This window comes from Paraliomyxa miuraensis (genome assembly GCF_026337845.1).
GTDB lineage: Bacteria > Myxococcota_A > Polyangia > Nannocystales > Nannocystaceae > Paraliomyxa > Paraliomyxa miuraensis.
Map to the genome: position 1 here is coordinate 299,524 of NZ_JAOVZF010000156.1, position 24,072 is coordinate 323,595.

General features: G+C 69.4%; 19 protein-coding genes and 1 tRNA gene. 14 read left to right on the forward strand and 6 right to left on the reverse strand.

The features are described 5' to 3' along the window. Positions 1 to 74 precede the first annotated feature (74 nt). From OEB96_RS26735 to OEB96_RS26750, 4 genes are all read left to right on the forward strand, one after another. Positions 75 to 3,827 carry an AAA family ATPase gene (locus OEB96_RS26735; RefSeq protein WP_266219578.1) on the forward strand — a complete coding sequence of 1,251 codons (3,753 nt, stop codon included), beginning with the start codon at positions 75 to 77 and terminating at the stop codon, positions 3,825 to 3,827. Then, positions 3,824 to 4,807, forward strand: coding sequence for a mechanosensitive ion channel family protein (locus OEB96_RS26740; protein WP_266219579.1), 984 nt, complete (start codon positions 3,824 to 3,826; stop codon positions 4,805 to 4,807). The genes OEB96_RS26735 and OEB96_RS26740 overlap by 4 nt, the downstream gene beginning before the upstream one ends. A 36-nt stretch (positions 4,808 to 4,843) precedes the next feature. Then, positions 4,844 to 5,749, forward strand: coding sequence for a mechanosensitive ion channel family protein (locus tag OEB96_RS26745; RefSeq protein ID WP_266219580.1), 906 nt, complete (start codon positions 4,844 to 4,846; stop codon positions 5,747 to 5,749). Positions 5,750 to 5,848: 99 nt separating this feature from the next. Next, on the forward strand, positions 5,849 to 6,697 hold the full coding sequence (locus OEB96_RS26750; RefSeq protein WP_266219581.1) for a mechanosensitive ion channel family protein: 849 nt from the start codon (positions 5,849 to 5,851) through the stop codon (positions 6,695 to 6,697). 280 nt (positions 6,698 to 6,977) lie between these two features. On the opposite strand, the gene OEB96_RS26755 is transcribed toward OEB96_RS26750, so the two are convergent. Genes OEB96_RS26755 through OEB96_RS26765 form a run of 3 tightly spaced genes read right to left on the reverse strand, consistent with a single transcriptional unit; the run spans position 6,978 to position 9,793 of the window. Next, on the reverse strand, positions 6,978 to 8,441 hold the full coding sequence (locus tag OEB96_RS26755) for an ATP dependent DNA ligase (protein WP_266219582.1): 1,464 nt from the start codon (positions 8,439 to 8,441) through the stop codon (positions 6,978 to 6,980). Positions 8,442 to 8,443: 2 nt separating this feature from the next. Continuing rightward, positions 8,444 to 9,172, reverse strand: a complete 729-nt coding sequence (locus OEB96_RS26760) for a hypothetical protein (RefSeq protein ID WP_266219583.1) — start codon at positions 9,170 to 9,172, stop codon at positions 8,444 to 8,446. Between the two features lie 18 nt (positions 9,173 to 9,190). Continuing rightward, positions 9,191 to 9,793 carry a hypothetical protein gene (locus tag OEB96_RS26765; RefSeq protein WP_266219584.1) on the reverse strand — a complete coding sequence of 201 codons (603 nt, stop codon included), beginning with the start codon at positions 9,791 to 9,793 and terminating at the stop codon, positions 9,191 to 9,193. Between the two features lie 225 nt (positions 9,794 to 10,018). Between OEB96_RS26765 and OEB96_RS26770 the strand changes: the two genes are divergently transcribed. Together OEB96_RS26770 and OEB96_RS26775 are read left to right on the forward strand one after the other, a co-directional pair. Beyond that, positions 10,019 to 10,732 (forward strand): hypothetical protein, encoded by a 714-nt coding sequence (locus OEB96_RS26770; RefSeq protein ID WP_266219585.1) that lies wholly within the window; start codon positions 10,019 to 10,021, stop codon positions 10,730 to 10,732. Between the two features lie 179 nt (positions 10,733 to 10,911). After that, a complete protein-coding gene (locus OEB96_RS26775; protein ID WP_266219586.1) occupies positions 10,912 to 11,349 on the forward strand; it encodes an FHA domain-containing protein in 438 nt (145 codons plus the stop codon). Between the two features lie 4 nt (positions 11,350 to 11,353). Here OEB96_RS26775 and OEB96_RS26780 read toward each other — a convergent pair whose 3' ends face one another. Next, positions 11,354 to 13,036 (reverse strand): FG-GAP repeat domain-containing protein, encoded by a 1,683-nt coding sequence (locus tag OEB96_RS26780; protein WP_266219587.1) that lies wholly within the window; start codon positions 13,034 to 13,036, stop codon positions 11,354 to 11,356. A 102-nt stretch (positions 13,037 to 13,138) separates the two neighbouring features. Between OEB96_RS26780 and OEB96_RS26785 the strand changes: the two genes are divergently transcribed. Then, complete coding sequence (locus OEB96_RS26785; RefSeq protein ID WP_266219588.1) at positions 13,139 to 14,758, forward strand: bifunctional aminoglycoside phosphotransferase/ATP-binding protein; 1,620 nt, start codon at positions 13,139 to 13,141, stop codon at positions 14,756 to 14,758. Between the two features lie 13 nt (positions 14,759 to 14,771). Beyond that, positions 14,772 to 15,515 (forward strand): CDP-diacylglycerol--serine O-phosphatidyltransferase, encoded by a 744-nt coding sequence (gene pssA / locus OEB96_RS26790; RefSeq protein WP_266219589.1) that lies wholly within the window; start codon positions 14,772 to 14,774, stop codon positions 15,513 to 15,515. A 34-nt stretch (positions 15,516 to 15,549) separates the two neighbouring features. Here pssA and OEB96_RS26795 read toward each other — a convergent pair whose 3' ends face one another. Next, positions 15,550 to 17,430 carry a S8 family peptidase gene (locus OEB96_RS26795; RefSeq protein ID WP_266219590.1) on the reverse strand — a complete coding sequence of 627 codons (1,881 nt, stop codon included), beginning with the start codon at positions 17,428 to 17,430 and terminating at the stop codon, positions 15,550 to 15,552. 278 nt (positions 17,431 to 17,708) lie between these two features. Here OEB96_RS26795 and OEB96_RS26800 point away from each other — a divergent pair, with 278 nt between their 5' ends. The 5 genes from OEB96_RS26800 (at position 17,709) to OEB96_RS26820 (ending at position 22,392) form a co-directional block, all read left to right on the forward strand. Beyond that, positions 17,709 to 19,511, forward strand: a complete 1,803-nt coding sequence (locus OEB96_RS26800; protein WP_266219591.1) for an iron-containing alcohol dehydrogenase — start codon at positions 17,709 to 17,711, stop codon at positions 19,509 to 19,511. 100 nt (positions 19,512 to 19,611) lie between these two features. Next, positions 19,612 to 19,685: transfer RNA gene (locus OEB96_RS26805), tRNA-Arg, on the forward strand. 445 nt (positions 19,686 to 20,130) lie between these two features. Next, positions 20,131 to 20,367 (forward strand): helix-turn-helix domain-containing protein, encoded by a 237-nt coding sequence (locus OEB96_RS26810; RefSeq protein WP_266219716.1) that lies wholly within the window; start codon positions 20,131 to 20,133, stop codon positions 20,365 to 20,367. Between the two features lie 721 nt (positions 20,368 to 21,088). After that, on the forward strand, positions 21,089 to 21,553 hold the full coding sequence (locus OEB96_RS26815) for a hypothetical protein (protein WP_266219592.1): 465 nt from the start codon (positions 21,089 to 21,091) through the stop codon (positions 21,551 to 21,553). Between the two features lie 164 nt (positions 21,554 to 21,717). Beyond that, a complete protein-coding gene (locus OEB96_RS26820; protein ID WP_266219593.1) occupies positions 21,718 to 22,392 on the forward strand; it encodes a hypothetical protein in 675 nt (224 codons plus the stop codon). Positions 22,393 to 22,720: 328 nt separating this feature from the next. On the opposite strand, the gene OEB96_RS26825 is transcribed toward OEB96_RS26820, so the two are convergent. Continuing rightward, positions 22,721 to 22,933 carry an addiction module protein gene (locus OEB96_RS26825; RefSeq protein WP_266219594.1) on the reverse strand — a complete coding sequence of 71 codons (213 nt, stop codon included), beginning with the start codon at positions 22,931 to 22,933 and terminating at the stop codon, positions 22,721 to 22,723. Positions 22,934 to 23,252: 319 nt separating this feature from the next. On the opposite strand from OEB96_RS26825, the gene OEB96_RS26830 reads away from it, so the two are divergent. Next, the gene (locus tag OEB96_RS26830) at positions 23,253 to 24,071 is read left to right on the forward strand and encodes a hypothetical protein (protein ID WP_266219595.1); all 819 of its coding nucleotides are present in this window, start codon (positions 23,253 to 23,255) and stop codon (positions 24,069 to 24,071) included. Position 24,072 lies beyond the last annotated feature (1 nt).

The window sequence follows — 24,072 nt, forward strand, 5'->3', positions numbered from 1 at the left end:
CGGCTTCGCCAGCGCGCTGGTTTCTTCGAGCGCGCTCTCGTGTGGGATAAGCTCGCACCTTAGATCCTCCGACCGTGACACGTCTCCCCTCGTCCCTCCTGGTTCTGCTCGCGTTCCTCGGGATGCTGATGGGCCTGTCGGCCCGGGCCGTGGCGGCTCCTCCGGACACCCCTACGGGCGAGGGCAAGGGCGAACCCAAGCCGAAGGTCCACGACGGGCCTGCGCATGATACGCGGCCGGGGCCTGGCCCCACCGAGCCAGGCACCAAGCCGGCCATCGATTCGATCACCAAGCCGGCCACCGAGCCCACCCCCGTCGTGGAGCCTCCGCCCGAGCCTGGTGCCCCGCTGCGAGCGCGCGCCGCCAAGATCCGCGCGCTGATCGAAGGCACCCTCGACGTCGAGGTCGACCCCGCATCGTTGTTCGTGGTGGACCTCGCCAATCCGGCCTTCGTGGGGCCGAGCGGCGAGCGCCTACGAAACCTGCTGGCGCAGCTCGATGCCCCGCCCGAGCCCAAGCGACGACGCCCGACCAGGTCCAGGACGAAGACGGAGCCGACCTCTCCGCCCGACCCTGCCACCGAGCTCGCCGAGGCCCTCGAGGCCTTCCTCTCGCTGAACGTCGAGGAGCGGGCGGCCGTGCTCGCCACCCATCGGCGGCGGCAGCAAGACATCGTCGCCGACCGTGAGGCCGCGTCGCGCCGCGAAGCTCGCCTGGCCGCGGTGACTCGCCGCGCCGATCGGCTCGAAGCCTTCCTCTCCGGCACCCTCGACCTGAACCTGAGCCCCCACGATCTCCTCACGGTCGACCTGGCCGATCCCGACGAGGCCGCGCTGTCGAGCGCGCGGCGCCATGCGTGGTCCGAGGCCGGGGTGCCCACGCCCGTGGAGCGCACCGAGCCCGACTCGACCAAGCCCACGCCCGTCGGGCCCGCCCCAACCAAGATCACGCCCACCGGGCCCACCCCAACCGAGTCCGCCGACCCCGGGCCGGAGCTCCCGCCGTCCGAGGCGCTGGCCCAGGCCGAAGCGCGACTCGATGCCCTGCGCCGCCGCTTCCTCGCCCTGCCGGAGGCCGATCGGGCCGCCCTGTTCGAGACCCATGATCGCCGCCGTCGCGAGGCCGAGCAGGCCCAGGCCAAGGCGGCGACGGTCGCTCAGGCCGAGGCGGCGGCTGCGGCGGAAGCCGAGGCCGAACGAACCAAGCTCGACGAGGAGGCGGCCGCCCAGATCCACACGGCCGAGGCCGAGGCCGATGCCGCCGCGGTCGAGCGCGAGCGCGCGCTGCAGGCGGCCAAGCAGGCGAGCACCAAGGCCAAGCGGATCCTGGCCGAGGAGCGCGCGCGCCTTCTGGGCATCAAGGAAGCCCAGGCCCGCACCGAGGCCGACCTCAACCGTCGCAAGACCGAGCGCATCGACAATCACGAGCGGGCCCTCGAGTGGCGCAGCCGCGTGACCGACCTGGCCCAGGGCCCGCTGTTCGGGGCCGAGCGCGAGGCCGAGGCCGACGGGATGTACGAGGGCATCCGCACCGAGCTGGCCAAGACCCGCGAGCGCCTGCGCGAGGAGCTGCGCCGCATTCGCCAGGTGGGCTCGGACATCCCGACCGTCGGCGAGGGCCTCGACCGCGATCTCGCACCCGACATCGACCGCGGCGAGATCACCGAGCTGCGCGAGCAGCTGCGGGCCAAGGAGGACGAGCTGACCCGCCTCGAGCAGGCGGTGGAGTGGGAGCTGGCCCAGGGTCTGCGCGACGACGTGGTGCTGCTCAACCGTACCCGCCTGCAGCTGCTCGAGCTGGCCAGCCCGGAGCTGCACGACGAGGTGACCGGCTTTGGCGAGCGCGGCCTGGACCAGGTGCGCCGCGAGCTCGACCAGATCTCGGTGGAGCTGGGCTTCCACGTGCTCAAGATCCCGCGCTACGGCGACCTCCTGGTCGAGAGCCTGCGCGCCTCCCCGTTCCGCGTGGCCGTGGGCGTGCTCGAATTGCTGGTGGTGCTCTTGGGCCTCTCGTGGTGGCGCCGCCACGCCCCCGGACTCGAGCGACGCATTCGCCAGCACCTGCTCCGCCGCCGCCCCTTGCCCCGCTCGTCGGTGCTGGCGCTCTCGACGCTGTGGTACGCGGAGCGGATCCGGCGACCGCTGGAGATGCTGCTGGTGCTGTGGCTGCTCATCGAGCTCGCGGGCGGGGTGGAGGACGTGCCCGAGCTGATGCTGCTGTGGATCATCGTGCGCTGGATCCTCATCGGCCTGGCCGTGATCCTGCTGCTCGACGCGGTGGCCGCCCGCGACACCCTGGCTCGCCAGGACGACTCCTCCGACTCCTCGGCCCTGCGGATCCACTCGCTGCGCGTGGTGGGGATCAACGTGATCGCGGTGGGACTGCTGCTCTCGTTGACCTCGGCGATGGTGGGCCGCGGAGCGATCTACGACTGGGTCTGGTCCACCTGCTGGCTGCTGAGCGTACCGGTGGTGCTCTATCTCGTGTACCGCTGGCGCCCCACCATCGCCGAGCGGCTGGCCCAGCGACCCACGCAGGGATCGTTCGTCAAGTGGGCTCGCTCGCAGCAAACGGGCCTGGTCCAGTTCGTGGCGGCGATGGCGGCGGCAGGCTTCCTGCTCATCGATGGCATCAGTCGCTGGTTCATGCGTCACCTGGGCGGGCTGGAGACCACGCGTCGGGTGCTCGCCTATTTGTTCCGCCGCGAGGTGGCCAAGCTGGCGGCGGCCTCGGCCGCGGTCGAGGCCACCTACGAGCAGGTGGACCCGACCTGCTACGCGGCCTTCGATCCGGAGCGCCCCGACCCCGAGCCGTTGGCCGATGTGGCGCACGACGACCTCGAGCGCGTGGTGGGGCAGGTGGCGACGCCACGCTCCACCCTCTCGGCCGTGGTGGGCGAGCGCGGCATGGGCAAGACCACGTTCTTGCGCAGGCTGCAGCAACGCGTGGGCGAGGATCGCATCAAGGTGATCTCCTGCCCCGAGGTCGGCCTGGCCGGCCTGATGGAGCGCATCGCCGCGATCGCCGGCCAAGGGCGATCCGACGGCGCGGCCGACGGAGAGGCCCTCGAGGGCCAGGCGCTGGTCCGTGCGCTGCGCGAGCAGGGGCCGCTGGTGATCGCCATCGACGACGCCCAGCGGCTGATCCAGCCGGCCATTCGCGGCCTGCGCGAGCTCGATCGCCTCACCGCGTTCGCCCGCGAGGTGGGCGGTGAGGTCTCCTGGGTCATCACCATGGGCTCGGCGGCCTGGCACTACCTCCAGCGAGCTCGTGGAGATCGGGTGTTCTTCGAGCAGGTGGTGGAGCTGCCGCGCTGGACCGAGGAGCAGCTGGGTCAGATGCTGCGCGCCCGCATGGCGATCGCGGGCATCACCCCCAGCTTCGACGGCCTGGTGGTGCCACGGCAGACCGAGCACATCGGCGGGCCGGCCGAGGGCCAGCGCACCGAGAGCAGCTACTACCGCCTGCTGTGGGACTTCGCGCGCGGCAACCCGGCGGTGGTCTTGCATGCGTTCCGCGAGTCGTTGCTGGTGGGGCCGAGCGGCGATGTGATCGTTCGCCTGTTCCGCGAGCCGCCCGCCAAGGAGATCGAGGCGCTGTCGCTGCCGCTGTTGTTCGTGCTGCGTGCGGTGATCCAGCTCGATCTGGCCCGCGAGAGCGAGCTGGCCAATGCCACCCTGCTGCCCCGCACCGACGTGAGCGACGCGCTGCGCTTTTGCGTGACCCGCGGCTATCTCGAGCCCTACGACGAGGGCTTTCGCGTCACCTGGCCCTGGTACCGAACCATCACCACCGTGCTGCAGCGGCAGCACCTGTTGTCGACATGAAGCGCTCCTGCTCACTCATCCCGTCGTCTTCCATCGGGCTGGCCGGACTGGGGCTGGCCGGACTGGTTCCCGTGCTCGCGGGCCTGGTCGTCCTGGCTGTCCCGAGCGCCGCCCTCGCCGAAGACACCGATCTCGACAGCCTCAGCCAGATCGCCGGCCTCGTGCGCTGGAGCGGGGTGCTCTCGTCGCTGGTGCTGATCGCGGCGGTCACGATCGCCATGCGCTTCCTGCACGACACCGTGGCGGGCCTCAGCCGGCGGTTCACCAGCCGCCGCCTGCTGCTGCAGAAGATCGCCACCATCCTGCAGTTCCTCGTCTACATCATCTCCGGCCTGGCGGTGGTGGCCCTCAGCTTTCGCCTCACCGACGCCGCGATTGCGCTCATCGGCGGCACGGTTGCGGTCTCGGTGGGATTTGCCATCAAGGACGTGGTGGCCTCGTTCATCGCCGGGATCATGATCATGGTGGATCGTCCGTTCCAGGTGGGCGATCGCGTGACCTTCGGGGGTCAGTACGGCGACATCACCGCCATCGGCCTGCGCTCGGTGCGACTGCAGACCCTCGACGACAACACGGTGACGATCCCCAACAACAAGTTCCTCAACGAGATCACCTCCAACGGCAACTACGGCGCGCTCGACATGATGGTGGTGATGGACTTCCACATCGGCCCCGACCAGGACGTCCAGCTCGCGCGCGAGCTCGTCACCGAGGCCGCCGTCTCCAGCCGCTTCGTGTTCCTCGAGAAGCCCGTGGTCGTGCTGACCAACCAGGTGATCCTCGAGAGCCACGTGGCGATCCGCCTGCGGCTCAAGGCCTACGTGCTCGACACGCGCTACGAGAAGGCGTTCGAGACCGACGTGAACATGCGCGTGCTCGAGGCGTTCGCCACCGAGCACATCGCCCCGCCCGCGGTGCTGCACCGCACGTGGGAGAAGCTGCGGCCGGTGTCGGCGATGCAGGCGACGGGGAGCGACTGAGCCCGGCCCAGCCGGATCGACGGAGGATCACCGCTCATGGACCCGATCGCCATGCTCGAGAGCCCCCTGGCCCGCAAGCTGCTGCTCGCGACCGTGGGCCTGGTGCTCGTGTTCGTGCTGCGCCGGCTGATCCGCAGCGCGCTCATCCGCGGCCTGCAGGACAAGACCACGCGCTACCGCACCCGCAAGGTGGTCGCGTTCGCCAGCTACCTCGCGGCGCTGGTGGTGCTGACCACCGTGTTCAACGAGGAGCTCGGCGGCTTCACCGTCGCCTTCGGGGTGGCCGGGGCCGGGATCGCCTTTGCCCTGCAGGAGGTCATCGCCTCGGCCGCCGGCTGGATCGCCATCACCTTCGCCGGCTTCTACAAGGTGGGCGACCGCGTGCTGCTCGGCGGGATCAAGGGCGACGTGATCGACATCGGCGTGCTGCGCACCACCGTGTTCGAGCTCGGCGAGTGGGTCGACGGCGACCTCTACAACGGCCGCGTGGTGCGGATCGCCAACTCGTTCGTGTTCAAGGAGCCGGTCTACAACTACTCGGGTGACTTCCCGTTCCTGTGGGACGAGCTGACCGTGCCCGTGCGCCACGGCAGCGACCGCGCGCTGGCCCGCGCGATCCTGCTGGAGGTCGCGCATGAGCAGGTCGGCGAGTACGTGCAGGAGATCGAGGCGCAGTGGAAGCAGATGACCAAGGACTACGTGATCGAGCACGCCCAGCTCACGCCGATGGTCTCGATGAAGTTCGACGAGAACTGGATGACGTTTCGGCTGCGCTACGTGGTGGCCTACGACCGGCGGCGCACCACCAAGGACGCGATGTTCGAGGCGATCGCGGTCCGCATCGAGCGAAGCGAGGGGCGCGTGGGCATCGCCTCGGCGGCGCAGGAGATCACGCTGATGCAGCCCTCGCGGGTCGACGTGTCGCTGCGACAGACGGGATAGCACACTCGGGTGATCACCTCGTCCGGCGTGCACCTTTCTTCGAGCCTCGATGATCCTGCGTCATGATGCGACCCCGGGCCGAGGCCCGAGGGTCGATCGATGGACATCGCAAAGGACTTCCTCGACTACGCCAAACAGAACGCCGGTGAGATGGCCTGGCGCCTGCTCATCGCCTTCGTCATCCTGCTGCTGGCGTGGATCCTCTCCCGCGTGGCCCGCATGGCGCTGCGCCGGGTGTTCACCCACATGCGCACCTCGTCCGAGGCCAAGACCGTCCAGCCGGTGCTCGAGACGGTGGCCACCATCGCCCTGATGGCGGTGGGCATCGTGCTGAGCCTCGAGCAGCTCGGGTTCGACCTCACCGCCGTGATCGCCGGGGCCGGCGTGGTCGGCCTGGCCGTCGCGTTCGGCTCGCAAGAGCTGGTGCGCGACGTGATCAGCGGGTTCTTCATCATCATGGAGAACGCGCTCGAGACCGGCGACACCGTCGACCTGGGCAGCTACTCGGGCACGGTCGAGTCCGTGGGCCTGCGCATGACCACGATCCGGGCGTTCGACGGCAAGCTCTGGTACGTGCCCAACGGGCAGATCAAGACGGTGGGCAACACCAGTCGCACGTGGATGCGGGCCATCGTCACGGTGGGCCTGGCCTACGAGCAGGACGTCAAGCGCGGCATGGAGATCATGGCCGAGGTGGGCAAGGCCTGGCACGCCGACAACGGCGAGCTCGCGCTCGAGGAGCCCTCCGTGCAGGGCATCTTGAGCTTCGACGCCTCGAGCGTGGGGGTGCGGATGGTCGTGAAGGTCGGGGCCGGCCAGCAGGGCGGCGTGGAGCGAGAGCTGCGTCAGCGCATCAAGGAGGCGTTCGACCGCGAGGGCATCGACATCCCGTTCGACCGCCGGGTGGTGCTGCTACGCAAGCAGGACGCCGAAGCAGCGGCCGAGTGAGCAGAGCAAAGCGCCCCGCTGGGCCTCACCAATGCCCCCCTTCAGGGGGGCAAGCTGGGTGCAGGCGAGCCCGAGGCGGTTGCGGGGGGCGCAGAACAAAAGCGCCCCGCTGGGCCTCACCAATGCCCCCTTCAGGGGGGCAAGCTGGGTGCAGGCGAGCCCGAGGCGGTTGCGGGGTGCGCAGAGCAAAGGCGCCCCGCTGGGCCTCACCAATGCCCCCTTCAGGGGGGCAAGCTGGGTGCTGGCGAGCCCGAGGCGGTTGCGGGGGGCCTAGACGGACCTAGACACTCACCCAGCCCTTCTTGATCTCCTTCTCGATCATCTCGTCCGCGATCTTCGTCGCCAGCTCGAGCGTGGGCGCGAGCCTCACCGTGCGCTTGAGAGGATCCTTGCGCCCCGCGCTGTAGTCGGTGAAGTGCACCACGAAGGCCGGATAGGCCGGGTCGATCTCCTGCTTGTTGGTCTTCCACAGGACCAGCTTGCGCACGGCCGTCTGGCCCTTGCTGACCTTGGTGTAGACCTCGCGCCGCAGGATCTCGCTCTTGGGCAGGTCGGCGGCGGTGGCGGCCTTGTCGGCGTCGGGCAGCAGCACGCGGTCGAGCACCTGCCGCATGGGCACGTCGCCCGCGACGGGGCGCTTGTCCTCGCGCAGCCGCTCGAGCCGGGGATGCAGCACGCTGACCCCCGGCATGCGCTGTCGCGCGACCCAGCGGCCTTCCTCGTGCGCGAGCACCATGCGCGGCACGATGTCGCCCGAGGTGTTCTCGGCCTGCACGTCGGAGATCCGCACCTCGATCACCAGCTCGGGACGCACCAGCTGGAACATGGCGCCGCGCGAGTTGGCCTCGCTGTAGTTGCTCTGGCACTCGAGCGGCTTGACCCGCTCGAGCCACTCGCGACGCACGTCCTCGGAGCCCAGGTTGCCGCAGTGGCCGATCACCTGGAACTGACCGTCCTCGCGGATGAGCGCCATCAAGAGCGACCCGCAGCGGCCCTGGTCGACCGAGCTGAGGGTGTAGCCGATCACCGCCGCATCGATGGTGATGCTGGGCTTGACCTTGTAGACCTTGGGGATGTTCTTGGGCCGTACGACCAGACCCTCGGCCTTGCCGTCGGCGGCCCAGTCCTTGTAGAGCGCGTCGATCTGCGCGATGTCGCCGACTTCCTTGGTCTGGACCGGGTGCAGGCGCTCGGTCCCGTCGAGCAGGCGCTGCAAGAGCGCGAGCCGGTCCTCGTAGGGACCCAGCGGCATGCGGGCGGTGCTGTCGCCGCCCCACACGATGTCGAACGCGGAGAACTCCACGCGGTCGACCCCGGCGTTGCTGCCGTCGGAACCCAGGGCCGCGGCCAGATCGCCGTGGCGCGAGCGCCCGCTCTCGCGGGTGGCGTAGAGCTCGCCCGCCACCACGGTGGTGCCCACGGCGCGCTTGGCCAGCTTGCGCGCCTCGGCGAGCACGGGGATGTCCCCGGCCAGCACGCGACCGTTGGGGTTGGCGAAGAACACGTCGTCGCCGTCGATCACCAGGCACCACTGCTCGCCGTCGATCTTGGGCGAGACGTAGTAGCCGCTGTCCTTGACCATCCCACCGTCGAGCTCGTCGGGGAGGATGGCGTCGTAGCGGCTGGCCACGCCGCGCTTGTAGCGGCTGATGGCGAGGGCGAGCTCGGGGTCGGTCACCGAGCCCGGAGGCGCGTGATGACCCTGGCCGACGGTACGGGCTCCTTGCAGCGTGTACTTGGACATGATCAGGATCCCTTCTTGGGCGTGGGCGAGGTGGTGGAAGCGGCGGGCCGCTTGAGCTCCATGTTGGACAGGTGCAGCAGCAGGGCGAAGCGCTCGCCGTCGACGCGGCCCTCGAGGAATCCACGGTAGGGAGTCCCGTTGTCTTGCAGGATGAGCGGCTGCTTGCCGCCCTTGCCCGCGCCCACCAGCACCACCTCGCCCGACTCGGCCAGCTCCTTGGCCATGCCGTGCAGGAAGTCGAACGACAGGCCGTTGGTGTGGCGCAGGGCCAGCGTGCGGGTGAACACGAAGCGGCGCACCGCATCGCGCTTGGCCATGGTCTTGCCCGTCCACACCACCGGCAGGTCGCCCAGGATGTTGGCGTGCACGTCCTTGGGCTCGCGACGCTCGCGCTCGTTGCCGTCGGGATCGGAGATGACCTCGACCACGGTGGGCACCGCATGCATCACGTGGCCGTCGGCGGTCAGGAACACCCGCGCCGAGGCGTTGACCTCGCGGCCCACCTTCTCCACGTCGACCTCGGGGTCGCCGTCGATGAGGGCCTGGGCGTAGTCATCGCCGTGGGCCGCCTGCATGGTGGGGTGCAGGCCTTCGGGGGTGCACAGCAGATAGCGCTTGAAGCGGATCTCGTGCCCCGGAAGGCCCAGCTTGGGGGGAGGCTCGGAGGGAGGCCCGATGTACTTGATGTCGGCGTCGCGACCGGCCGCGTTTGCGATCTTGATGTTGCGCATGGTGGTCGTCCTGCCTTCCTAGAACATCTCGAAGTCGAGATCGTCGTCGTCGCTGCCGTCGTCGTCGTCGATGTCGACCTCGGGCTTCTCGAGCTCCGACCACGGCACCTGCAGCTTGCTGCCCACGATCGCGAACGTGCCGTGCTCGTTGGCCAGCAAGACCGCGCTGTCCATCTGGTAGCCCGCGCGCGCGTTGAAGTCGAAGCGGAACAGCTTGCCCGCATCCAGATCCTTGCGCAGCGCGGCGTCGAGCGACTCGGCGTCGAGCGCATACACGGCCGAGGCGGTGGAATCGAACAGCGCCTCGGGCTCCACCTCCTGCAGCGCCTGCGGAGCATCGAGGGTGGACGGCAGCTCGGGCACGGCCTTGCCGCTCGCGTCGAGACCGACCAGCTCCTCGTTGGTGACCCAGCGACCACCCTCGTCGAAGTAGCCCTGGCCGGTCATGCCGCTGATGATGAGCATGGAGCCATCGTCCGAGAGCTCGGCGCGTTGGCAGGGCTCGCCCTTGGCGTCGAGCGGCATGCGCTTGCGCGCACCATAGAGCTGTTTGCGGGACACCCTCGAGTACCCGAAGGTCGAGGGCTTGCCCTGATGAGACACGATGATCGAGCGCGCCAACCGGAGATCCTTTCGCGAGAAGGGCCCGAGGATAACGCCTTTGGGACGGAACGCGAGACCCTAGGGGCGATCGATTGCAAACGTCGTGGTTCGAAGGGGGGACGGAAACCGCGGTTGTCGAGCCGTGGAACGCCATGCGACCATGGCCCCATGGTCCTTCGCTTGGCTCGCCGCCCATCGTGCCGCCCGGCGAGCCCGGCCGCATGGACGGTGGCAGTGACGGTGATGCTCGCAACCTCTCTTGCGTCGGGGGCATGCGGCCGTACCGACCTGGTGTTCGCCATCGCCGATACGGAGGTGAGCTCCCAGGGCACCACGGGTGATCCGACCGACGGGACCACGAGCCGACCCGACGACACGGGGCGGCCGGAGACGACCGGGCCGATCACCACCGCCGATAGCGGCGTGTTCGATACCGGTTGGTTCGACACCGGACCCGACGACACGGGCTTCCCGGGTACCAGCACCACGGCGCCAGGCACGAGCACCACCGGACCCGACCCGACCACCGGACCCGACCCGACCACCGGACCCGACCCGACCACCGGACCCGACCCAACCGATCCCTCGACCACCGGACCCGGCACCTCCTCCACGGATACCGACAGCGGGACCACCGACGGTGGCAGCACCGACGGCGGAACCACCGATGGCGGCACCACCGGGGGCGACCCCACGTGCCTCGATGCGGTCGATTGCGTGATCGCCTGCGGCGGCCCCTCTCCGGGCTGCATCAATGCCTGCGACGACGGGTTGCCGCCGGGGGAGAACGGCGACTTCGTTGCGCTCGAGACCTGCATCATCTTCGCGTGCATCCTCGATGGCTCGTGCCCACCCGGAGGCTTTGGTCAGCCGGCATGCGTGGCGTGTCGCCTCAATGGCCAGCTCGATCCCACCACGGTCGGCTGCGAGGACGAGGCCATGGCCTGCGCCATGTGAGCGTCACCCATGGGGAGGGTGGCCCCGGCGTGGCCGCAGCCCCTTTCGGACGTGCCCTGGTTCGGTACGTGCTAGCATCCGACCCGGCGCGCACCATGAGAAAACCAAAGGATACGTTGGACGAGACAGCGGGTGTCAAGCCCCGGCTCGAGTCCCCGCTTCGGCCCTACGTCCTCACGGTGCTCGCAGGACCCGCCCAGGGCACCGAGGTTCGCCTCAGCGAGTCACGGGTCGTGATCGGTCGCGACACCGCGGTCGACGTGACCATCGACGACCAGCACATCTCGCGACGGCACGTCGAGCTCGAGATCCTGCCCGGCGCCCAGGGGATCATCGTCCACGACCTCGACTCGAAGAACGGCACCTACGTTCGCAACTGCCGCATCATCGATGCCTTCGTCGACGAGCACGCCCTGGTGAGCCTGGGCGAGGACACGGTCATCCAGCTCGCGCTCGAGGACTCGCAGATCACCGGCTATGCGCGCGACCGGCTGGGCGAGCTGGTCGACCCGCGGCTGCGAGCGGCGGCCAAGGAGCGCGAGGTCCGGTCCCGCCGGCCGCGGATCGACGAGAACCCGACGATCGCCATACCGCCGGGCCTCAAGGACGACGACTGATCGATCACCCCGGCGGCGTGGGCATGCACAGCCCTCCGCCCTCGATCTGCGCGTTCGTGCGAAAGGTGTTCAGCGCCAGCCAGTGCGGCGGCTCGTTCTGCGGGATGGTTCCGTCCTCGCGCACGTTGGTCACGTGGTAGGCGTGCTGGTTCCAGATCCGCCGCGCCTGGATCCATCGGTCCTGGATGTCGGCGATCACCTGCAGCGTGGGCGCTGCCCCGGAGTTGCTCACGAACAAGACCTCCGCCGAGCCGTCGTTGTCCACGTCGACCACGATCGGATACTCGCTGAGCGTGCCGCTGCCGCGCGGGACCTGGAACAGCACCCCGCCCATGCCGTCGAACACGTAGAGGTTGACCTCGTCGGTGTACATCGCCTCGGCGATGCCGTCGCCGAGGAAGTCGAACGCGGTGCCGGCCGCGATGCCCGAGAAGTCCTGCACGGGCGAGCTCCACACGATCGAAGCGTTGGCCTCGTAGACCGTGTAGTTGTTGGCCGAGCTCACCGCGAACTCGGCGATGCCGTCGCCGTCGAAGTCGTGGACCGTGGCCGGGCGCAGCCACCCGGTGAACGACACGGGGTCGCCGGTGGGCCGCAGGCCCGAGTAGGTCACCGCGCCGGTGTGCTCGATGAGGTTCAGCCCCTGATCGTTGGTCAGCAGCACCTCGGGCTGGGCGTCGCCGTCGAGATTGGCCACCTGCGGATAGCCGCGGTTCAGCCCCGTGTTCCACAGCATGCTGCCATCGTGATGGAACGCCGCGTGGCCCAGCACCACCTCGAGGTCGCCGTCGCCGTCGAGATCGGCCGGCACGGTGGCCGACCAGTTCCCGGACAGCTCGGCCAGCGTGATCAGGTTGTTGCCGTCGTGATCGATGATCTTGTTGGCGGCCACGATCTCCACGGTGCCGTCGTTGTCGAGGTCGGCCAGCGCCGCCGCCGACGAGTAGGAGAGCGGCTGCCCGAAGTCGCCCGAGCCCCACGTGGTGGGCGTCTCCCACTTCTTGGTGCCGTCGTGCTCGAACGCCACGAACGCATTGGCCTGGGTGAGCGTGACGATCTCCGAGATCCCGTCGCCGTCGATGTCACCGAGCGCGGGCGTGAAGTTGCCGTTGACCGCGTCGGGGATCTGGAAGTGAAGGCTGCCCGTGGCCCCGTCGAGCACGTAGATGTGCCCCGATGCCCCTGGCGGACCCGTGCTGGCGCCCGCCACCAGCACCACGTCGGGCACGTCGCACATGTCGATCACCCCGTTGCCGTCGTCGTCGGTGAGGTTGACGACCAGCGGGGTCACGTAGCCCTGCGGCTCGCCGGGCGGCGTGAAGCTCCACTGCTCGACCGGCTCGAAGCTGTCGGGCGGGGCCTGCACGCGACAGTCGCCGACCGCGTTCATGTCGTCGGTCACCGTGCACATGTCGATCGGCGGCACGTTCAGGTCGCTGTCATTGCTCAGGTCGAACAGGATCCCCGGGCCGGTGTCCGAGTCGGCCGTGGTGTCCATCCCGGAGGTCGCGCTGCCGGACGCGGTGACGGTGCCGTCGGTCTCGCCGGTGGTCGTGCCGGTCTGCGTGCCGGTCTGGGTACCCGGACCGAGGGTCGTGGTCGGCACCGTGGTTCCGTCGTCGTCCACCTGTGGGGTCCCGCAGCCCAGCACCAGCACTCCCAAGCCCGCCCACCGTCGAGGTTCCATGCCGTCCATCATCCGCCCGGCCGGCGGTCCGAGGCAATCGTGAGCAAGCCCGCGCCGAGCTTGCGCGCCCCACCAGTGGGGGCACGGGTCATCATGTCGCCCGTGGCCCCCGCCCTCGACCGCACCACCCTCCTGCGAGAGTTCCAGAGGCTCGAGCCCTCCATCACCCTCGTGCAGACCCACATCTCCTGGGTGCTGCTGGGGTCGCGCGAGGTCTGGAAGATCAAGAGACCGGTGAGCCTGGGCTTCCTGGACTTCGGCACGCTCGACCAGCGCAAGGCCGCGTGCGAGGCCGAGGTCGCGCTCAACCGCCGGCTCGCGCCCGACGTGTACCTCGGCGTACTCCCGCTGCTGCGCCACGCCAGCGGCCATCTCGCACCAGGGAGCCCCGATCACGGCGGGGAAGGGCCGGGCGAGCTCGTCGACTGGGTGGTGCACATGCGTCGGCTGCCCGATCGCGATCGCGCCGACGTGCGCCTTCGCGAGGGGCGGCTGCGCCGCGAGCACATCGACCTCGTTGCGCGGCGCATGGTCGAGTTCCACGCAGCGGCGCGCTGCGACGAGACCACCGCCGCGTTCGGTCGCCCCGAGGCCATCGCGGTCAACGTGCGCGAGAACTTCGACCAGACCCGCGCCTCGATCGCGCGCTTCGTGACGCCCGCCCAGGCCGAGGAGATCGAGCAGGCCCAGGTCGGCTTCCTCGAGCAGCAGCGCGCGCTCTTGCTCGCGCGCATCGAGGCCGAGTGCGTGCGCGACGGCCACGGCGACCTGCGCCTCGAGCACGTCTACATCCGCGACGACGGGCCGGGCGAGGCCGAGGTGACGATCATCGATTGCATCGAGTTCAACGATCGCTTCCGCTACGCCGACGTCGCGGCCGACCTGGCGTTCCTGGCCATGGACCTGAGCGAGCACGGCCACGTGGAGCTCTCCGAGCACCTCGTGGCTCGCTACGCCCAGCACGCGGGCGACCACGATCTCTACGCGGTGCTCGACTTCTACGAGGGCTATCGGGCCTACGTGCGCGGCAAGATCGCCGCGTTCGTGGCCGACGATCCCTCGGTGGATCACGATCGCCGCGTGCGGGCCGAGGCCTCGGCCCGCCACTACTTCCTGCTGTCACTGTCGACCGAGCGCCGCTCGCTGCTCGAGCCCGCGGTCGTCGCCGTCGCGGGGATCATCGCCAGCGGCAAGAGCACGGTGGCCGAGCTGCTCGGCTTCGAGATGTCGGCGCCGGTCGTCGACGCCGACCGCACCCGCAAGCAGCTGCTGGGCGTGCGCGCCACCCAGCCCGTGCACGACGGCGCATGGCAGGGGGCCTACGATCTGTCGTTCACCGACCAGGTCTACGCCGAGGTCCTGCGCCGAGCGGGGGTCGTGCTCGCCTCGGGGCGCCCGGTGATCGTGGAGGCGTCGTTTCGCAGCCGGGCCCAGCGGGAGCGGGCCCGGGCGCTGGCGCGTGAGCACGGCGTTCCGTTCCGCCTGGTCGAGTGTCGCGCATCTCCCGAGATCTGCCGGGAGCGCCTGCGAGAGCGAGCCAAACGGGCGTCGGTCAGCGACGGGCGCCTGGAGATCTTCGACGACTTCGTGGCGAGCTTCGAGCCCATCGACGAGCTACCCGCGCAGGAGCACCTCGTGCTAGATACCGGCGCACCCCTCGACGACAACCTGGTGGTGCTGCGCAACTCGTTGCGTACCTGGCCGCCGGGGCTCTGGGCTTAGCGACGAGCTCTCCATGACCGCCACCGTTTCCTCCGAGCCCCCGCCGTGGCGCATCGCCGTCCCCTCGTCGGTCACGCTGACGGGGATCTTCTTCGGCCTGCTGTCGATCGCGCTGGCCGCCGACCAGCCCTATGCCGCATGCCTGGCGCTGATCGGGGCCTCGCTGTGCGACATGATCGACGGCCGGGTGGCGCGGGTGGTGGGCGCGCGCAGCAATTTTGGAGCCGAGCTCGACAGCCTGGCCGACATCGTCAGCTTCGGGCTGGCGCCCGCGTGGCTGGTGTACCGCTGGAGCCTCTCGCCCACCCTGCCGGGCGGCTTCGACCCCTGGCTGCTGGTGGCGTTCGCGTTCGTGGCCGCGGGCGCGGTGCGGCTGGCCCGCTTCAACACCAAGCAGGGCTCGTCCCCTGGTGGTCCCATCGACGAGTTCGAGGGCATGCCGATCCCGGTGGCGGCGATGTTCGTGACCACCATGGTCATGTCCAACTACGAGCTCGGCATCGAGGCGGTACGCGAGCCCCGGATCATGGCCTCGGCCTTGGTCCTGTGCTCGCTGCTCATGGTCAGCCGGCTGCCGCTTCCGAGCTACAAGCGCTTTCGCAACCGGGTCACCAAGACCGTGTTCTACACGCTCATCGCCTGCGGCCTGCTCATGCTCGCGCTGGGGCTGCCGGGAGGCTCCGCGCTGCTCGGGTTCACCTGCCTCTACCTGATCATCGGGTTTGGGCGCTGGATCTCCCGGCGTCGCGCGGGCTAGCCCGCGTTGCGCGGGCCAACGAGCGGCCGCGGCCCTACTTGCGGCTGATGGCTCGCGCCAGCCACAGGGCGAGCGCCGCGTTGCCGACCAGCCACAGCCGGTCGACCGTGGGACCTCCCGGAAGGCCGGTGAGCAGCGTGGGCAGCACGACCGCGCCATGGGCCAGGAGCGCCGCGTAGCCCAGGCTCACCCCGGTCAGGGCCCCGCGCAGCGACTTGCGCCCGAACAGCAGCGCCGCCAGACCCAGCGGCACCGCGGCCGAGAGCCACAGCGGCGAGCCCAGCCCGCCGAAGGCGCCAGCCAGGCCGTAGGCCAGCGAGCCACCCAGCGCTCCGCTGCCGACCAGCGCACCCGCGCCCAGACCCGCCGTGGCCAGCAATCGACGTCGCCGGCCCATCACCCCCGCCAGGCCCAGGCCCGACAGACCCATCAGGCCGAGCAGGCCCAGCAGGCCCGCCCGCTCCCCCGAGTAGTGGCCCTTGGCCTTCTGCAGGGCCGCGTTCGCATCCACGATGCCCGCCCCGTACTTCTCGTCCCACGCCTTGCCCGTGGGATTGGTGGCGGTCTCCTTCATGATGCGCTCGACCTCGTCGGGGTTGGTCACCCCGGCGCCGACGATCAGCGCCGCCACGCCGGCCGCGTGGGGCGACGCCATCGAGGTGCCCTGGAACCACAAGTAGTCGTTGGCCGAGGGATCCTGGATCTTGATCGTGTTCTGCAGCACGCCGTCGGGATGGCCGTCGCCGTTCTTGTCGGCCCGCGTGTCGCCACCGGGCGCGGCCACGTCGATGTCCTTGCCCCAGTTGCTGTACCAGGTCAGATCGCGGGCCTCGTCGACCGCGGACACGGCCACTGCGTACTTGTTGGCCGCGGGATAGCCCACCTTGCTGCGACGCTCGTTGCCCGCCGCGCACACCGTGGTCACGCCCTTGCCGTGCGCGTACTCGATGGCCTTGGCCAGCACGCGCGAGGGCAGGGGCCCGCCCAGGCTCATGTTGATCACGTGGGCCCCGTGGTCGGCCGCGTAGCGGATCGCGTTGGCGATGCCGCCCACGCTGCCCCGGCCGTCCTTGGAGAGCACCTTGAGCGGCATGATCGTGGAGCCGAACGCCACTCCGGTCACGCCCTCGCCGTTGTTGGTGGTCTGCGCGATGGTGCCCGCCACGTGGCTGCCGTGCGCGTGGTCGTCGAGTCCCTCGGGCAGGCCGTTGATGAAGCTCTCGCCCTCGACGAACGCAGTGCCCGCGAGGTCGGGGAGGCGGCGCGCTCCCTTGGCGTCCTTCCAGGCCACGCCGGTGTCGATCACCGCCACCACCGCGCCGTCGCCGTTGCCCAGCGTCCATGCCTCGGGGGCGTGGATCTGCTCCATGTGCCACTGCAGGCCGAACATGGGGTCGTTGGGCTCGAAGCGCGTGCCCTTCTTTGCGTCGGTGTCGTCGTCGCTCGAGCCAGGTCGTACGCTGGGACCGTCGAGGGCCGACATCGCCTGCTCGGGCAGGCCGTAGAACATCTCGGGCTCGACGCCCTCGACCAGCGGGTGATCGAGCAGCTCGGTGGCGGATCGCAGCGTGCCTTGCAGGCGGAACAGGTGCTCGCCCTCGCTGTAGAAGCCGGCCGGGGCGATCGCATCGGGCCCGAGCCGGGTCTGGAGCTCGGCCACCATGGCCGCGATCTCCTCTTCGGAGCCGCCTTCGCCGTCGGCCGGCTCGACGAAGTCGACCAGCCAGGTGTGGCTCATCGGATCGACCCCCAGCCCGGATGCCATGGTCATCACCGCCTGCGGGGTGATGTCCTCGGCCGCGAGGCCCTCGTCGGCCGAACCATGATCGAGCGCGAGAACGGTGAACGACGCCAGCAGACCCGCGCCCGCGACCAAACCGCGGTGCCGTAGCAGAGAGGTGAGAGCCTTCGCCATATCGGGCCCAGCATAGCCCGCACTCGCGCAGCGTGCACGAGCGAGGGTCCCTGCCCCCAATCCCCAGCCCCAGTCCCAGTCCAATCCCAGTCCAGTCCCAGTCCAACCCTAGCCGCTCAGGTGGTCAGGTGAGAGAGGCGGGCACCTCCAAGCGACGTTCCATCGAAGGGCTCGATGTCGGGCGAGCCGGGGATCGCATGAGTGCCGAGGATCGCGCCTTCCGTCCCTGGACCCAAGGCGTGCCTCCGAGTGATGATGAACCGGGCAGCCCCCGGCCCATGCCGACGATTCCCACCTTCGACGAGACGCGCAACGGGAGCCAGATCAGCTTCGGTCGCGCGTGGTCCGACGCCATGCTCGAGCACGTGCGGCGCTTGGGGTTGCGTCGTGTCGCCGTGATCTGTACGCCGGGCCGTTACGAGCTCGCCGAGCGCGCCCAGGAATTGCTGGCCGATCGTGGCGTGGGCGTGCTGCCGATCGCGTGCAGCCACACACCGCGGGAGATCGTCGACGAGACCTGCTCTCGTCTCGACGGCCTGGGCGCCGATGGTTTGGTCACCATCGGCGGGGGCTCGGCGATCTCGCTGGGCAAGGCCACCCAGCTCTCGCGCAGTCGTCCGTTCGTGGCCATCCCCACCACCTACTCGGGCTTCGAGATGACCGACACCTTCGGCATCCGCGAGGGCAACCAAACCATCTTTGGCCGCGAGGATCGGGTGCGCCCCACCGTGGTGGTCTACGATCCGTCGCTGACGCTGGCGCTGCCGCGAAGCATCACCGCGTGCAGTCTGTTCACCGCGCTGGCCCATGCCGTCGACGCGCTCTATGCCAGCACCACCAGCGCTCGTCTGCAGGCGATGGCGGCCTCGGCCATCACCCGCCTGGCCGTCAACCTGCCTCGCGCGTGCGACGAGCCCGACAACCTCGAGGTGCGGGCCAACGTGATGCGGGGCGCCTACCAGGCGGGCACCGTGCACGGCTCGGCCAGCACGGCGCTGCACCACCAGCTCGCGCGGTCGGTGGCCGGCGATCTGGGTCTACCGTATCCCGACACGCACACCGTGCTGCTGCCCCACGTGGTGGCGTTCAACGCCTCGATCGCTCGCCGGGCCACGCAGGCGCTGGGGCGGGCGCTCGGCTCGCGCGATCCCTCGGCCTCGTTGTTCGATCTCGCCCTCATCGTCGACGCACCCACGCGTCTCGATCGCCTGGGCCTGACCGCCGAGCGCGTGCGCGAGACCGCGCTCAAGGTCGCGGCGGCTCGCTTCGACAACCCGCGTCGGCCCACTGCCGCCCAGCTCGAGTCGCTCTTGCACGACACTCGGCTTGGTCGTCGGCCTTCCGTCGATGCGCGGCGCTGGCCGGCGCTGTCGCCCTATCGCCCGCCGCACGGCTCGCTCGAGGCCGCGCTGGGCGGTCGCAGCCTCGAGCGAGCGCGCCGGGTGGTGGTGCTCGTGCACGGCGAGGGCAACACGGCCGAGCGCATGCTGATGACCGGGGCGCGCCTGTTCGAGACCCTCGAGGAGCCGGCCTTCGTCGCCGTGCAGGCCGAGGATCGCAGCTGGTTTCCCCACCGCTTCGACGCACCGATCCGCGACAACGAGCAGGCGATCACCTCTGCGCACGACCAGCTCGACGCCGTGTTCGAGCGGCTCGGTGCGCTCGGCTTCGGTCGCCATCAGGTGGTGCTGTGTGGCGAGCTGCAAGGGGCGTGCATCGTGCTCGACTACGTTGCGCGTCGTGGGGGTCGCTACGCCGGGGTCATCGCGCTGGCGGGCGCGCTGCTGGGCCCGCTGCGCTCGGCGTTCCACCACGAAGGTGCGCTGCGGGGCGTGCCCGTGATCCTCGGCGGTGCCCTCGACGACCCCTGGGTCCCGCGCTCGCGCGTCGAGGCCACCGCCGAGGTGCTCGACTCGCTGGGCGCCGAGGCCAAGGTGCTCTGGTATCACGCCCCACGACCGGAGCTGGATCTCGACGTCACCAACGCGGTGCGCGAGATGTTCGGCAAGCGACCGCGGGGGGACCGGGAGCGGGAGCGGGACCGGGATAGGGATAGGGACTATCGCGGGCGCGACCGGTAGGGCGGGTTGGGCGAGCGGGCGGGAACCGTCCTCGGAAGGGGGGCGGAGGCCGGTGGGCCCCGCTTGTCGGGGTCGGGCGAAGTTGGTATGCAGCGGGTGCGCGTCCGTAGCTCAGCTGGATAGAGCATCGGTCTTCGGAACCGAGGGTCGGAGGTTCGAATCCTTCCGGGCGCACATCACAGACCCCGTTCGACGGGGTTTTCTGTTTTCGGGGTAGGGGCCGGGAGTTCACCTGGAGTTCAGGCGAGCGAGCGGCGGGCTCAGGGGCGAGATCCGATCCGGCCGATCGCGGTGGGTCGGGTGGTCGCGAGGGCATGCGCAGCGCGCGGCCGGGCGCGGGGCATGAAGGGCCGGCCGTGGCAAGGGATCCGTTCCTGGACCCCACGAACACGCTGTGGGATCCAACCATGGTTGCGCAATCCGTGCTCGACTGGTTCCCCGCTACGATCGAGGCTCGACGGATTCCGGTGCTCCGCATGCCGTGGTCGCGACCGCTGGTCATGGAGGTGCATGACGTTTTCGTCGGTCAACGGTGCGGATCAGGGCGTTGAAGCTGCAAGAGCGTGGAGCAGCGAAAAATCGCTCGACATCGATCTCGACCCTGCTAGCGATTTTCAACATGGCAACAGAGCCCGCAACCCATCGCCCCGAGCCATCCTCCGACGTGCTCACACCCAAACAAGCCGCAAAGTACCTGTACCTTTCGCACCGCACGCTCGAGACCATGCGGACGCGCGGTGGCGGGCCTCCCTTCGCCAAGCTGGGCGACGGACGCTCGAGTCGCGTGCTCTACCGCAAGGGGGATCTCGATGCCTGGATCGCCAGCCGCGTGCGGCAGTCGACCACGGAGGGGTGAGCCACTGGAGCGGCCACCGTGCCGCGATTGTCGATTCGTGAGTGATACCGTGCCCGATATGGGCGGTGAGCGACTGCGCGGTGAGCCTCTGAGTGCTCCCCCAGCGTGGCCGTGTGGACAGCCATTGCCGCGGTTGGGCCGACCTCCTTGGCGAGCCGGTATCACCCGCGAGCCGCCGCACCGTGTGCTCCGGTGCGGGAGCGAGCGACCGCGACGAGTTCTCATGGGACGCCCCATCACACAGCGCGAGCCAGTGCGCCGCGCGATCCTCGATGTGCTCGCGAGAGGGCCTGTGCTCGCTCGAGAAGCACTCGATGAGATTCGGCGGCGTACGGGGGCGTCGCGCCAGACGATCGCGCGGTATGGGCGTGACCTCTACAGCGTCGAATCTCCTCGCGAATCCGGGAGCACGGTGCCGACTCGATGGTGGCGGCTGCGGTCGGAAGTGATGACAACCAATCCGGAGATCCTGATTACTCGGCCGGAGCACTCGACCACCCGGGAAGTGATGACAACGGGGAAGCGCTCGCGCAAGTCCTCGAAAACGACGCACAGCAAGGCAACGCCCGCCGCGCGCGGGAAGTCATCGGAACGCACGAGAGCTCGCGGGCCTTCCCTACTTGATGACGGCCAGCGAAGCGAAGCCGTCATCCCTCGGGCGACGCAACGCGAGGCGGCCGTGCGAGCGTTCGGTACGTGCCTGAATCGATGGGGGTTGGAATTGGACACCCTCAATCTCACAACCATCGTCGGCAGCAGCAATCCGGATCTCGTGCCTCGCGTAGCAGAGGCCGTCGAGCGTTGGAGCGGTGGGCTGTGGCTCGTGCCGCACACCGCGAGCGACACGGAGCACGAGCACTACCACGGGCTGGTCGTGGGGGTCGATCCGCGCGCAGTGATCGAGCGGTGGGTGGAGCTCGCCGCCGGTACTGCAAAATTCGATGCGCAAAAGACGAGCCCCGTCTACGAACTTCTAGGCTGGCTCGGGTACTGTCGACGGCAGCCAGGCTTCAACCTGCAGAGCGTCGTCGCTTCTGGGGGCCTCCACGGCCCGTGGAGCTGGGCGCTCGGACAGGTCGCCCAACCCCTCTCCAAGCCCGCGTGGGCCAGCACGACGACAGCGAGCGCGTCGCCCACGGCCGCGGAGCTGGCCGATTGGAACGCCACCCGACGGCTAATCGGGTAGAGGGTAGCCGCCTACGGTGGTGCTGCGCGGTGCGCTACCGTGTGGCCGACCTCGAGAAGTGGATGGCCGATCGCGTGGTGAGCAGCACCGCCGAGGTTGCGGCGAACCGAATCAACGCCGAAGGGGCTTGATGTGCACACCGCCCTAGGTGAAACTTTCGAGCCATGGCCCTCACCATGGAGCGGGTGATCGTCGTGGGCTGCGTCGGTGGGCTTGTGGGCCTCGTGGCGTGGATGCTGATCGAGAGCCACGACCGAGGCCAGCCGCGGCCGATCGTTGGGTCCGATCGGGCGCCAGCGGGGCCGAAACCCAACGAGCCGCCGCCCGGTGAGCCGCGGATCGACACCTCCAAAGAGGAGCGGAGCTGCGAGACCGCACTCCCCGTCGTCGTGTCCCGGTGCGACGTGAAGCTTGAGACTTGCAAGGCCACGAACTTCCCGACCGTCGTCAGCCTGCCGACCGAGCGCGTGCTCCTGCTCGGCGCTGGGCATTTCGTGACGTTCGGGGGGCACTTCGAGTGGTTCGTCTCGAGTGACGGCCAGGTGCTCACCGCCAACGGGGCGGCCACCATGGCGTGCCCTGGTATGCCGAACATTGACGACCGGATCCGCGCCGCCGCGCTCGGCAAGGCCCGCGTTGCGCCCGAGGGCTCGGCGGGCTGCACCATGACCGACATCGAGCATGCCCGAGCGCTCGACCGAGAACTTCCCCAGGACGACGTGAGCGACCGTGCCGAGCGCGCGGCTTTCAAGCGGGCCGCGAAGGCGCGCAAGGTGAGCGTGAAGGCGATCAAGGCGGCCTGGTACAAGGTCGCAGCCGAGTGCCCGGATGCGCTGTGAGGCACCGGCCGCGGCCCCAAGGCCCCCGGTGGACGCCGACGAGATTCGAGCGAGGCTCGCGAACCGACTTCGCGAAGCGATGGAGCTTCGAGGGCTCACGATCGTGGACCTGTCCAAGCTCGCGAAGGTCGGGCGACCCCACCGCCATGACGTGCTCGACGGGCGCGCAGGCCCGTCGGTCGACTTGGTGGAACACGGCGAGCACCACCACGCGGGCATCTTCGACGATGTAGAAGACCGAATAGGGAAACGTCCTCACCACGGCGCGTCGGGATCGTGTTCTCTACCACGGCGTAGGCTCCCGGACTCTCCACGATCAACGCCGGGCTCACCGGCGGGTGAGCCTCCGCTTGGCTTCGTCCCAGCTCATCACCGCGTCGGGATTGGCTCGGTGGTCGAGCAGCCGTCGCCGGAGCTCGGTGCGCTGCTCATCGGAGATTGGAAGGTCCGCCCCTTCATCCACCAGCGAATCCCAGAGCGCCCCGATGAGGTCGAGTCGCTCGCTCGGGGCAAGTCGTAGTGCCTGCTCGGTCACGCTCACCCCGCCAGTATGGACCATCCTGGCGGGCGGTGGCAGCGGCATCTCGCGGTCGCCCTGCGTCCCAGACAGCGGCGTCGCATATTGCTTCAAACGAGCGATGTGATGCCGAGCGCCTCCGGCAGTCGTGGCGCCCAGCGGTGTTCGAGCACAGGATCTCCGATCCGCGGGCGATCTCTCAGGAGTGAACTGGACGACACGCATTCGCACGCTGAACCCGGGAGCGATCCCGGCGCCGGCCTTCAGAAGGGGGAGGTAGGGGTGGGAGCGCGCGGAACGGCTCTTTTTCGAAACGGTGGCCGGGGCCGGCTACACTGCGGCCGTGCCCGCGCGTCCGCCCAAGAGCGCTACCCAACCCAAGCAAGTGCTGCGTCTGACGCTCGACGTTGCTGCGACGCCCGAGCGGGTCGGGCAGGTCGCTGCTCTGTTTCACGACACGCTTTCTCAGATCGAGCCCGACCTCCGCGAAGGCGACGTGACGATGGTCGTCGGGAACCATGTCGCGAGCGCGGAGCTTCGAGGGTGGCAAGGTGGAGGTGAGCGCGCGGTTCGTTTGGCCGCGGACCTCGTCGACAACGCAACCGATGCCGTGCAGAAGGATGAGCGCTTGGCGGCCGCTGCTCGTACGCTCGCTCGCCACGCGGATGTATTGACCCCCTACCATGCGAAATTCTGGCGCGGAGACAAGGAGCTTCGTGCCATCGACGATGTCTTCGTACGGACGATGCGAGCGGCGGGGCAGTCCACGGTCCCGTCGAGTTCTGGGAACCTCAGCGGCGAGACGGTCACCTACTCGCCAATCCTCCGCGTTGGTCGAATCTCCGAAGGCGGGCGAGTCCAAGCAAGGATTTGCCTCGAAGGCCGACCGCTGGAGGTCGATATCGTCCCGAATCTCGTGGAACACATCTGGGACGCGGCCAAGACGGGGGATGTCGTTCCTCTGCGCGTGCGGGGGGAGTGGATCGAGGGCAAGACCGGTGAGCTGCGGCTCGACAAGGCCGAGATCATCGGCGTGGATACGACCTTCGATCCATGGTCGGGACGGGAGCTTCTGGACGACGTGAAGCAGCATGCCGCGTTGTTCGCCGCGGAGGACTTCGACCGAATGCTGTCGGACCTCCATCCCGGTGCGGAGGACTAGA